10 protein-coding genes are annotated in these 10,855 nt (G+C 70.2%); 6 read left to right on the top strand and 4 right to left on the bottom strand.

Features of this window, described 5'->3' with window-relative positions:
• Positions 1-75 precede the first annotated feature (75 nt).
• From ACFYPG_RS15155 to ACFYPG_RS15165, 3 genes are read right to left on the bottom strand one after another with little or no spacing between them, the layout of a single operon-like run.
• Positions 76-384 carry a cupin gene (locus ACFYPG_RS15155; RefSeq protein ID WP_282264487.1) on the bottom strand — a complete coding sequence of 103 codons (309 nt, stop codon included), beginning with the start codon at positions 382-384 and terminating at the stop codon, positions 76-78.
• Positions 381-1,331, bottom strand: a complete 951-nt coding sequence (locus tag ACFYPG_RS15160; protein WP_387352333.1) for an LLM class F420-dependent oxidoreductase — start codon at positions 1,329-1,331, stop codon at positions 381-383. The genes ACFYPG_RS15155 and ACFYPG_RS15160 overlap by 4 nt, the downstream gene beginning before the upstream one ends.
• A gap of 2 nt (positions 1,332-1,333) precedes the next feature.
• Entirely contained in the window at positions 1,334-2,119 is a 786-nt protein-coding gene (locus ACFYPG_RS15165; protein WP_355009627.1) for an ABC transporter ATP-binding protein, read from the bottom strand.
• Between the two features lie 270 nt (positions 2,120-2,389).
• Here ACFYPG_RS15165 and ACFYPG_RS15170 point away from each other — a divergent pair, with 270 nt between their 5' ends.
• Positions 2,390-3,421 (top strand): ABC transporter substrate-binding protein, encoded by a 1,032-nt coding sequence (locus ACFYPG_RS15170; RefSeq protein ID WP_387352335.1) that lies wholly within the window; start codon positions 2,390-2,392, stop codon positions 3,419-3,421.
• Between the two features lie 103 nt (positions 3,422-3,524).
• Entirely contained in the window at positions 3,525-4,382 is an 858-nt protein-coding gene (locus ACFYPG_RS15175) for an ABC transporter permease (RefSeq protein ID WP_387352337.1), read from the top strand.
• A gap of 242 nt (positions 4,383-4,624) precedes the next feature.
• Here the strand turns inward: ACFYPG_RS15175 and ACFYPG_RS15180 are convergent, their stop codons facing one another.
• Positions 4,625-5,803 (bottom strand): ABC transporter substrate-binding protein, encoded by a 1,179-nt coding sequence (locus ACFYPG_RS15180; RefSeq protein ID WP_387352339.1) that lies wholly within the window; start codon positions 5,801-5,803, stop codon positions 4,625-4,627.
• Positions 5,804-6,247: 444 nt separating this feature from the next.
• Here ACFYPG_RS15180 and ACFYPG_RS15185 point away from each other — a divergent pair, with 444 nt between their 5' ends.
• The 4 genes from ACFYPG_RS15185 (at position 6,248) to ACFYPG_RS15200 (ending at position 10,827) form a co-directional block, all read left to right on the top strand.
• Positions 6,248-9,364 carry a nitrate- and nitrite sensing domain-containing protein gene (locus ACFYPG_RS15185; protein WP_387352340.1) on the top strand — a complete coding sequence of 1,039 codons (3,117 nt, stop codon included), beginning with the start codon at positions 6,248-6,250 and terminating at the stop codon, positions 9,362-9,364.
• Complete coding sequence (locus ACFYPG_RS15190; protein WP_007465177.1) at positions 9,361-9,768, top strand: roadblock/LC7 domain-containing protein; 408 nt, start codon at positions 9,361-9,363, stop codon at positions 9,766-9,768. The genes ACFYPG_RS15185 and ACFYPG_RS15190 overlap by 4 nt, the downstream gene beginning before the upstream one ends.
• 89 nt (positions 9,769-9,857) lie before the next feature.
• Complete coding sequence (locus ACFYPG_RS15195) at positions 9,858-10,223, top strand: DUF742 domain-containing protein (protein WP_007465174.1); 366 nt, start codon at positions 9,858-9,860, stop codon at positions 10,221-10,223.
• Positions 10,204-10,827, top strand: a complete 624-nt coding sequence (locus tag ACFYPG_RS15200; protein ID WP_030329978.1) for an ATP/GTP-binding protein — start codon at positions 10,204-10,206, stop codon at positions 10,825-10,827. The genes ACFYPG_RS15195 and ACFYPG_RS15200 overlap by 20 nt, the downstream gene beginning before the upstream one ends.
• Positions 10,828-10,855: the final 28 nt, after the last annotated feature.

The following is a 10,855-nucleotide window of genomic DNA, read 5'->3' on the forward strand; positions in this document are numbered from 1 at the left end:
TCCGGCACGTTACGCACCCGGTACACCCGATAGCCAACGGCGCGCCGCGCGGCACGCCGGTGGCCATCGGCGGGTCTACTTGAGTTCGACCAGCCGAGCCAGGTAAGTCGTATCCCCGACATTGGTCAGCATGTGCACCGCGCCCGGGTCCCGGTAGACGACTCCACCGGTGGGCTCGTCGGCGTCGATCAGGGTGCCGTCGATGGTCTGTACGACGTTCTTGGCGCCCTCGATCGCCACCACCAGGTACGGGTGGTCGTGCCGGTGCAGCGGCTGCCGCTCACCGGGTTCGAGGCGGATGTGCCAGACCCGGACCCGGTCGTTCTCGAACACGATCTCCTGGCCCACCGGTCCGAGTTCGGTTCCGTCGATCACGTCGGTCATCGTGCTCCGTCCAGTTGGGGCAGCACCTCGGCGGCGATCAGCTCAAGGTGGTCGAGGTCGTCGAAGTCGATCAGGCGCAGGTGGACCCGGGTGGTACCGATCGCGGCGAACTCGCCGAGCCGCTGCGCGAGCTGCGCGGGGGAGCCGACCACCGGGTCCTCCGGTGGCAGAGCGCTCTTCTCGTGCAGAGGGGCGGCCCGACGCTGGGCCTCCGCGTCGGTCCGGCCGATGGCGACGACGATCCCGGCGGACAGCACCAACGGGGCGCGCCCGGACTCCGTCCGTCCGGTGCGCTCACACGTCTCGCGCACCCGGTCGTACGCCGCGTCGGTGGCGGCCACGGACTTGAACGGCATGTTGAACTCGTCGGCGTACCGGGCAGCCAGTTCAGGTGTGCGCTTGGGGCCACGCCCGCCCACGATGATCGGCGGGCCGGGCACCTGCACCGGCTTGGGCAGGGCGGGAGCGTCCACCAGGCGGTAGTGGTCGCCGATGAAGCTGTAGGTCTCGCCGGGTGGGGTTCCCCACAGCCCGGTGATCACCTCAAGCTGCTCGGCCAGCCGGTCGAAACGCTCGCCGACCGCCGGGAACGGGATGCCGTACGAGGTGTGCTCGCGCTCGTACCAGCCGGCGCCGATGCCGAGGTCGACCCGGCCACCGCTCATCTGGTCGACCTGCGCGACCATCACCGCGAGGGGGCCGGGCAGGCGGAACGTGGCCGACGTCACCAGGGTGCCGAGTCGGATCCGCTCGGTCTCCCGGGCCAGCGCGGCGAGGGTCAGCCAGGCGTCGGTGGGGCCGGGCAGGCCCGGGTCGGCGCCCATCGACTGGTAGTGGTCGGCGCGGAGGAAACCTTCGTAGCCACAGGCCTCGACCAGCCGGGCGAACCGGAGCTGGGTGTCGTAGCTGGCGCCACGGTTCGGCTCGGTGAAGACCGACACCCGCATTGTCAGTGTCCTTCCGCGCCGGCGGTGGCCGGCTGTTCGCGTTCCATCAGCAGTTCGTGCAGGTCGGCGCTGACCTGGGCGACGTCGGCCAGGTGGGCGTTGCGGCCCAGGGTGCGGGGCCGGGGGATGTTCACGTCGACGACCTTGCGGATCCGGCCGGGGCGCGGGCTCAGCACGACCACCCGGTCGGCGAGCAGCACCGCCTCGTCGATCGAGTGGGTGACGAAGACGATGGTCGGCTTGTTCTCCATGTGCACCCGCTGGAGTTCGCCGGAGAGTTCCTCGCGGGTGAGCGCGTCCAGTGCGGAGAACGGCTCGTCCATCAGCATCACCCGGGGCTCACCGATCAACGACCGGCACAGCGACACCCGCTGCTGCATTCCGCCGGAGAGTTCGTGCGGCAGCCGCTTCTCGAAGCCGGCCAACCCGGCCACGTCGAGCAGCTGCCGGGCCCGCTCCCGGTGCTTGGCGCGGCTCCAGCCGAAGATCTCCACCGGCAGCAGGACGTTGTCCAGCACGGTGCGCCAGGGCAGCAGCGCCGGCTTCTGGAACAGCATGGCGATGTCCTGGCGGGGGCGGGCGATCGGCGTACCGGCGACGGTGATCTCACCGGCGCTCAGCGGGAGCAGCCCGGCGATCAGCCGCAGCAGTGTGGACTTGCCGCAGCCGGAGCGGCCGAGCACGGCGACGAACTCGCCCTCGGCGACGTCGAGGTTGATACCGCGCAGCGCCTCCACCCGGCCGGATCGGCCCTCGAAGGTACGGGACACCCCGGACAGTCGGATCATCTCCGGCGTACCTCCGCTGAGTGGACGGTCAGGAATCCGACAAAGGCTAGCCGCCCTGTCGAGGTATCGCACCGGCTGGGGTGGTCGTCAGGTTGTTTCCGTTCCGCAACCCGATACGCCTGGCGTCGCAACTGTGGGTTTCTCGTACGCTGTGCCCGCGAAGAGTCCCCCCACGACGGCGGCGCCCGGCTTCCACCCCTCCCGCCGGCCCGTCACGACAACCCCCTCCGGTGGCCTGCCGGCCCCGGTCGGAAAGGACATGGTGCACTGATGAGAAGGCTGACCCGTACGGTCGCTACGGCCGCGCTGGCCACCGCCCTCGCCCTTGTCTCCGCCTGCAGCAGCGGGTCGGATTCGGCCGACGATGCCAAGGGCGGCGACGGGACGACGCTGACGAAGGTGACCTACCTCACCTCGTTCGGTAACTTCGGCCGTGACTCCTACGCCTGGGTGGCGAAGGACAAGGGCTTCTTCAAGGACGCCGGTTTCGACGTCGAGATCAAGGCCGGTCAGGGCACCGGTGGTGTGATCCAGACCGTCGTCGGCGGCCAGGCCGACTTCGGCCCGATCGACCTCACCGGCGGCCTGCTCCAGCTCGGCAACGGCCAGGCGAAGGACTTCACCGCGGTGGCCGCGATCCAGCAGCGCACCATGGCGGGCATCGCCACCGTCGAGGGCAAGAACATCAGCTCGCCGAAGGACCTGGAGGGCAAGAAGCTCGCCGACACCCCCGGCTCCGTCGTCCGCAACCTGTTCCCGACGTACGCCCGGCTCGCCGGTGTGGACGCGACCAAGGTGACCTGGGTCAACGGTGAGGCCCAGGCGCTGATCGGCACGCTGGCCTCCGGCTCGGTGGACGGCATCGGTCAGTTCGTCGTCGGTCAGCCGACCATCGAGGCGGTGGCCAAGAAGAAGGCCGTCATGCTGCCGTACAGCAACGTGATGCAGGATCTCTACGGCAACGTGCTGATCACCTCCTCGAAGATCGCCAAGGAGAAGCCCGAGATGGTGAAGAAGTTCACCGCGGCGCTGCTCAAGGGCCTGGAGTACAGCCTGGCGAACTCCAAGGAGGCCGCCGACATCCTGAAGAAGAACGTCGACGCCACCAACCCGGTCTCCGCCGCCGCCGAGCTGGAGCTGATGGCCGCGTACGTCCGTTCCGGCAACACCGGCACCGCGATCGGCACCCTGGACAGTGGTCGGGTCGCCAAGAGCATCGCCATCCTGCAGGGCGCCGGCGCGCTGAAGCAGAACATCACCCCCGAGCAGATCATCGACTTCAGCCTCGCGCCGAAGGCCTGATCGTCCGGTCGTCATCAGGGGGTACGTCCCGCCGATCCCGGTGGGGCGTACCCCCGTCGCTCGTCGGCCCCCGGCGGGCCGTGGGATTTCGAGGAGGACAGAGATGACCGACGTCCGGTCAGCGGACCCGGCGGTGGCGGAACCTCCGCCCCCGAGTGCCGACCCCGAGGTGGGGCGAGCGGGTCGAGGTGCCGGTCTGCGGGCCGGGGCCGACGCCGTGCTGCCCGCGGTCGGCATCCTGGTCGCGCTGGCGGCGTGGTGGCTGATCGCCCGGCTGGAGCTGGTTCACCCCGCAGCCCTGCCCCCACCCGGCGACGTGCTCACCGCGTTCGTCGACAAGCCGGCGCAGCTGCTGGAGCACACCTGGGACACCACGTTGGAGATCCTGACCGGGTTCGCCCTCTCGGTGGCCGCCGGTGTGCTGATCGGGCTCTCGCTGGCCAGTTCCCGCACTGTGGAGCGGATGTTCACGCCACTGCTGGTCGCCGTGAACGCGGTGCCGAAGATCACGCTGGGTCCGCTGCTGGTGGTGGCGCTCGGCTGGGGCCAGAAGCCGATCCTGACCATGGTGTTCCTGCTCTGCTTCTTCCCGATCGTGCTGTCCACCGCGACCGGGTTGACCACCACGCCGGCTGACCTGGCCGAACTGGTGCGGTCCTGGAACGCCTCCCGCTGGCAGGCGTTCCGCAAGGTGCGCTTCCCGGCCGCGTTGCCGCAGATCTTCGTCGGTCTCAAGGTCGCCATGCCACTGGCCGCGATCGGCGCGGTGATCGGTGAGTTCCAGGCCGGCGAGAGCGGCCTAGGTTTCGTCATCACGCAGTACGCCGGTGTCGGCGACACCGCCACCGCCTGGGCGGCGATCATGCTGGTGGCGCTGGTGAGCATCCTGCTCTACTCGGCGCTCCTGCTGATCGAGCGGTTCGCCCTGCCCTGGGTGCGAGAAACCACAAGCAGCCGCTAACCACCAGAAGAGATCAACGACCAGCACCAGGACTCAGACCAAGATCAAATCCCAGTACCGCGAAGGGCCGGCCTCCCAGTGGAGACCGGCCCTTTTCGTCGACGCTGCTGGCGCAGAGGGTGTGGCCGACCGTGCCCGGCGGAGGGATCAAGCCTGACCGCCCGGAGCCGGGCACGGTCGGCCACACCCCACCCGGCACCCGACGAAGAGCGCCGGGACCAGACGACATGAGGCCCGAGCGTCTACCCAGCCAACCGCCAGCGCCCGTTGCGGGCGACCAGCGTGGTGAGCGCCTGCGGCATCAGGCCGCTGTGGTTGTCCGGCGTCATGCGGATCGGGCCGGAGAGGCCGTCCATCTGGGACGTCTCCAGCACGTCCCGGATGCCGTTGCGGTCCACCTTCCCGATCTCACCACCGGCGCGCAGTTCGGCGTCGGCGATGAGCTGGACGGCGTCCGCGGCGAACGACGAGGACCCGTTGTAGCCACCGAAGCGGGCCGTGTAGTCCTGGAACCACTGCCGCCGCGCCGCCTTGGCCGGCGTGGTCGCGATCACGTCATCGATCACCATCGTCTGCGTGAAGATCAGCGTGGCCTTCTCGGTCGCCTTGGCCGCAGCGCCGAGAAAGAGGTCCCCGGCCGCTGCCGCGTCGAAGTAGATCGACCCACGGAAGACGGTCTGCTGGACGGTGGTGGCGGCCAGTGTCGCCTGCTCCGGCGGGGTCCAGAAGACCATCGCGTCGGGCTTGCCCGACGCGAGTTGCTGGACCTGCTGGCTGACGTCGGTGTCGGTGGTCTTGACCCGCTGCTGTCGGAGCGTGATCTTGGCCTTGTCGAGCTCGCTCTTGAGCGCTGTCGCGCCCTCCTGGCCGTAGTCGTCGTCGCTGACCAGCATCCCCACCTTACGGATGTTGTTGCGGCGCAGTTCGGTGGTCAGTGCGGCGGCGCTGTCCGGGGCGTTGGGGCCCAGCTTGAACACGTAGCGCCGTTCAGCGGCCGGTGCGGCGATCGCGCCGGAAGCGGCCAGCGCAATGGTGGGAATCCGCTTCTCGTTGATGGTCCCGACGGCTCCGACCGCGCATTCGTTGCAGCCGCCCATGATGATGGCGCTGACCTTCGAATCGCTGCTGAAGTCGACGATGTTGCGAAGTGACTCGGCCGAGTCGGAACGGTTGTCCTTCACCTTCAGGTCGATCCTCCGGCCGTTCAGTGCTCCGGAGGCGTTCAACTGATCGACCTTGAGTTCTAGGGCGCGCTGGTATGTCCGGCCAACTGTGGCTGCGGCGCCGGACAGTTCGAGATCGGCGGCGATCACGATCGAACTCGTGTCCTTCTCCGCCTCACCAAACTGGCAGCCGGTGAGCGTGGTGGCCACTACGGCCGATGCGAGCGCCGCGATGGTCGCGGAGCGGATGGGGCTCAACTCAGTCCTCCAGGTGCGGGCGCGGGCGCTGCCCGGTCACCGCCGCTAATCCGTCCTCAGTGGAGGACGGGATCTCCTCTGCCGTACGGTGTGCGCGAAGCCTGCAAAACCTTGCCAATGGCCGGCGCTGTGGTCAAGCGCGGACCCCGGCAGCATTTTCGGGACGGCCATCCCACATGCTGGGGTAACGCAATGTTTGCAAAAGCTCACTTTGCATACACGCGTGACCACTCTGGAGTTACATGCCCTGTTCAGGGGCTTGCGGAAATGAAGGTATCAGTTGCCCGGATCACGGGATGCGCTCCGTCCGACCGTTTCCTACCTCACTGCGGCTTCCCAAACACGATCATCTCTGATGAAATCGCGGCCGTGCCGCGCGTGGTCCCCTCCGCTTACGGCATGGCTCGGCGGCTCAGGCGGGGAAGAAACGACGGAGGCGATGTCGTGAGCACCGGACCGACGACCCTGCCCGCGCTCGGCGATAGCAATCGGCCTGCGCGCCGACGGATGCCGAGACTGCGTGACGCCCGGATCCGGTCCAAGTTGGCGTTGATTCTGGTCGTCCCGGTGGCGGCGGTGATCGCGCTGGCCACGGTCCGCCTGATCTCCGTCGGCGAGGGCGCGTTCGACGCCACCCAGGCCCGGTCACTGACGGCCCTCTCCGTCGACGTCAGCGCCCTCACCCAGGACCTCCAGTCCGAACGGATGGCGGCGGCCGCCTACCTCGCCGCTCCGCAGCAGCCGGCCGACGCGTACAACCTGCGGGTCCGCCAGACGCAGCAGCGGGTGGACGAGTACCGCGCCGAGCGGGGCCGGGTCGGCGACGTGCCGGCCGCCCTGCGGGACCGGCTGGCCGCCATCGACGACCACCTGGCCACCCTGGACGGCACCCGTCAGGAGGTGTTGGACCGCCGGCAGATGGCGGTAGCCGAGGCGGTGCTCCGTTACGGAGTCATCCTCACCGACCTGGTCTCGTACGGTGACGGTCTGGCCCAGCTGCCCGGCTCGGAGAGCCTGGCGGACAGCCGCCGCGCGGTCGCCGCCTTCGCCCGCGCCAAGGCCTCCGTCGCCGAGGAAGAGGCCGTCGCCTTCACCGCGCTGACGGCCGGCCAGCTCGACTCGGAGCAGTTCTCCTCCTTCGTGGCAACGTTGACCGGTCAGCAGGAGGCCCTGGTCGCCTTCTCGCTGGCCGCCGACCCGGTGCAGCGTGCCCTGGTCGACAGCACCGTGTCCGGCGACGCCGTCGGCCTGGCCGACCGGGTGGCCACCGACATCACCCGCTCGGTCGGGCAGCGCTCACTGGTCACCGCCCAGGACGCCACCGCGGCGATCGGCGCCGTGAACGACCTGATGCGCTGGGCTGAGATCCAACTACAGGACCGACTGCTCCAGCAGGCCGACCAGGCCCGCTCGGACGTCATCCGGCAGGCAGTGGTCGAGTCGATCCTGGTGCTGTTGACCCTGATCATCGCCGTGTCGCTGGCCGTGGTGCTGGCCCGCTCGCTCAACCACTCGCTGCGCCGACTGCGCGAGGGCGCGCTCTCGGTGGCCAACCACGACCTGCCCGACGCCGTGCAGCGGCTGCAGAACATGGGCAGCGTGGGTGACGGCGGGGTGGACGAGATCGTCCGCCAGGTCCGGGACCCGATCCAGTTGAACAGCCGCGACGAGGTCGGTCAGGTGGCGCTGGCCTTCAACGTCGTACACCGGGAGGCGGTGCGGGTCGCCGCCGAGCAGGCGGCACTGCGTACCAGCGTCTCGGCCATGTTCCTCAACCTGGCCCGCCGCAGTCAGACCCTGGTCGACCGGATGATCGGCGAGCTGGACGCGATCGAGCGCGGCGAGGAGGACCCGAAGCGGCTCGCGCAGCTCTTCGAACTGGACCACCTGGCCACTCGAATGCGCCGCAACGACGAGAACCTGCTCGTCCTGGCCGGCGCCGACTCCGCCGCACCGCGTCACGACGACGCGCTGGTGGTGGACGTGCTACGCGCCGCCCAGTCCGAGGTCGAGCTCTACAACCGCATCGAGTTCGGCACCGTGGACACCGACATCTCGGTGGCCGCGCACGCGGTGAACGACGTGGTACGCCTCGTCGCCGAGCTGCTCGACAACGCCACCCGGTTCTCACCGCCGAACACCACGGTGGTCGCCGACGGTCGCCGGATCCGTGACTACGTGCTGATCCAGATCGAGGACCGCGGGCTCGGCCTCACCGACGACCAGCTCGACTCGCTCAACCGGCGGCTCGCCGCCCCGCCGAGCGTGGACGTCGCTGCGTTCCGACTGATGGGTCTGGCCGTGGTGAGCCGGCTCGCCTCCCGCTACGGCATCCGGGTGGAGTTGCGCCGCAACGTCGAGGGCGGCACCGTCGCCCAGGTGACGTTGCCCGCCGCCACCGTGGTGCTGCCCAGCAACCGGGGCCGCGAGCAGGTGCTCACCCGGCCGCGTCAGCCGATGGCAGTGGAGCAGGCCCCGCTCTCCTCGGCCGGCCACGCCGAGCAGTTCGCCGGTGCTGCCACGACGGCGGCGACGCTGCCCGACCAGTGGCGGACCAGTTCGCCGGCACCCGCCCAGTGGCAGTCGCCGCTGGACTCGCGGGACACCACCCCGGCCGTGCAGGCCGGTGGCTACACCGGTCCGCGCTCGACGATGCCGCCGGCACCCGCCGCCCCGGCACCCGCCGCCCCGCTGCCGCCGGCCAGGCCGGCCTACAGCAGCGGTGCGGGCGCCTCGCTGGGCAGCCCGACAGTGGCGTACCCGACGGTCGACCCACTGCCTCGGCGTGGCTCCAAGCCGGACACCGCGGATGGGCGTGGCACCCAGGGCCTCCCGGTCGGGCCGGTCGCCGGACCGGGCGCGGTGGCGCCGCCAGCCGCTCCGTCGGTGCCCGCCGCGCCGGTCAGCACCCGGCCCGACTTCCCGGCCGAGGCTCCGATCTTCCGGGAGATGGAGGCGGTCTGGTTCCGGTCGCACGGCGACGACGCCACAGCGATCTTCACCCGGCCCAACTTCGACGAGCCGCCCGCGCCCGCCACCACCGCAACGGCCGACACCGGCCTGCGCACCGGCAACGGCGGCCAGCCGAGCGCCGGGACGGTGCCGGCCGCCTCGCCGGCCCGACCGAAACTGCCGACCCGCACCCCGGGCGGCACCGACGGCACAGCCACCCTGGGCGACGGCCCCGGCGCCACAATGGACGGCTTCGCTGCGCGACCGTCGGTGCCGCCGACGTACGCCCCGCCCCCGGCCGCCCCGACGGCTCCGCCCGCGCCCGCCCCCGACCCGGCAGCATGGCGTACGGCGGCCGACGAGGGCTGGTCCCGGGCCAGCCGGGCTGCCGAGCCGGCTCCCGCCGGCACCACCCGCTCCGGGTTGCCCAAGCGGGTGCCGCAGCAACAGCTCGTGCCGGGTGGCATCGAACCGAAGAGCGGCCGGGACCGCAGCCGGCGGACCCCGGACGAAGTACGTGGTCTGCTGTCGGCCTACCACCGCGGTGTGCAGCGCGGTCGGACGGCCGGAACGGACCTGAACAGCACCTCGACCAAGGAGAGCCGATGAACAGGCCAGCTGCCATGCAGGACATGGGTTGGCTGCTCACCAACTTCGCCGACAGCGTGGCGGGCATCGCCCACGTGGTGGCGGTGTCCGCAGACGGGCTGTTGCTCGCGTCCTCCCGGGATCTGCCGGGGGACCGGGCCGACCAGCTCGCCGCGATCACCTCCGGGGTGGTGAGCCTGACCGAGGGCGCGGCCCGGATGTTCAGCGCGGGCGGGGTGTTGCAGACAGTCATCGAGATGGACAGCGGGTATCTCTTCCTGATGTCGATCAGCGACGGCTCCTCGATGGCCGTGCTGGCCGCGCGGAGCTGCGACGTGGGCCAGGTGGGCTACGAGATGGCGCTGCTGGTCGAGCGGGTGGGTGCCGCGTTGGTGCCGCTTCCGCGCGACGCGGTGCGTTCTTAGCACCGGAGGCCGGCGCTCGTTCCGAGCGCCGGACCAGGGACGAGAGACGGCACAGTCCGGCTCAGCAGGGGACGAGGAGGTGATCGGGAATGGACCAACGACGCGCTGACCCGCGTGGCGCGCTGGTGCGTCCGTACGCGGTCACCCGTGGTCGTACCGAGCCCCGGCAGGACATCGCCCTCGAGGCCGTCCTGACCGCCTCTCCGACCCAGGTCGCCGAGTCCCGCTTCGCCGGGCACGACAAACACCGCATCGCCACGGTCTGTGAGGGCCGAGCACAGTCGCTGGCGGAGATCGCCGCGTATACCCGGATGCCGCTGGGCGTCGCCCGGGTGTTGGTCGCCGACATGGTGGCCGAGAGCCTGCTGACGTTACACACTGCTGCTCCCGCCGAGGGGTTCGAGGAGCGGATGGAACTGCTTGGAAGGGTGCTAAGTGGACTTCGCAGGCTATGACCCCGCAGGGGGGCGGCCGGGCCGGGGAATCGTCTCCGCGAAGATCGTCGTCGCGGGCGGATTCGGCGTCGGTAAGACGACACTGGTCGGGGCGATCTCCGAGATCACACCGCTGACCACCGAGGCGTTGATGACCGCGGCGGGTGTCGGTATCGACGACCCGTCCAAGGTGCCGGGCAAGGAGACCACCACGGTCGCCATGGACTTCGGCCGGATCACAATGGCCCAGGACCTGATCCTGTACCTCTTCGGTACACCGGGTCAGACTCGGTTCTGGTTCATGTGGGACGAGATCATCCGGGGGGCGGTGGGTGCGGCCGTGCTGGTGGACACCCGCCGGATCACCGACGCCTTCGCCCCGCTGGACTACTTCGAGAACCGTAACCTGCCGTACGTGGTGGCGCTGAACAAGTTCGACGGCGCACCGCAGTACGAGGCCGAGGAGGTCCGCGAAGCGCTGGCCATCTCGCCGCAGGTGCCGCTGGTGATGACCGACGCCCGGCAGCGGGACTCGGTCAAGCAGGTGCTGGTGACGGTGGTCGAGCACGCCATGCTCCGGCTTCAGTCCGAGCACGGGCGGGGCTTTCCGACGCCGGTCGGCTGACACGTCGCGTCACGGCCGGCACGCTACG

Source organism: Micromonospora sp. NPDC005553 (genome assembly GCF_042871765.1).
Lineage (GTDB): Bacteria > Actinomycetota > Actinomycetes > Mycobacteriales > Micromonosporaceae > Micromonospora.

What these genes read in the sequence shown, in the direction of transcription:
- ACFYPG_RS15155 (WP_282264487.1), bottom strand. Translation starts at nt 384, where the DNA reads ATGACCGACGTGATCGACGGAACCGAACTCGGACCGGTGGGCCAGGAG.
- ACFYPG_RS15160 (WP_387352333.1), bottom strand. Translation starts at nt 1,331, where the DNA reads ATGCGGGTGTCGGTCTTCACCGAGCCGAACCGTGGCGCCAGCTACGAC.
- ACFYPG_RS15165 (WP_355009627.1), bottom strand. Translation starts at nt 2,119, where the DNA reads ATGATCCGACTGTCCGGGGTGTCCCGTACCTTCGAGGGCCGATCCGGC.
- ACFYPG_RS15170 (WP_387352335.1), top strand. Translation starts at nt 2,390, where the DNA reads ATGAGAAGGCTGACCCGTACGGTCGCTACGGCCGCGCTGGCCACCGCC.
- ACFYPG_RS15175 (WP_387352337.1), top strand. Translation starts at nt 3,525, where the DNA reads ATGACCGACGTCCGGTCAGCGGACCCGGCGGTGGCGGAACCTCCGCCC.
- ACFYPG_RS15190 (WP_007465177.1), top strand. Translation starts at nt 9,361, where the DNA reads ATGAACAGGCCAGCTGCCATGCAGGACATGGGTTGGCTGCTCACCAAC.
- ACFYPG_RS15195 (WP_007465174.1), top strand. Translation starts at nt 9,858, where the DNA reads ATGGACCAACGACGCGCTGACCCGCGTGGCGCGCTGGTGCGTCCGTAC.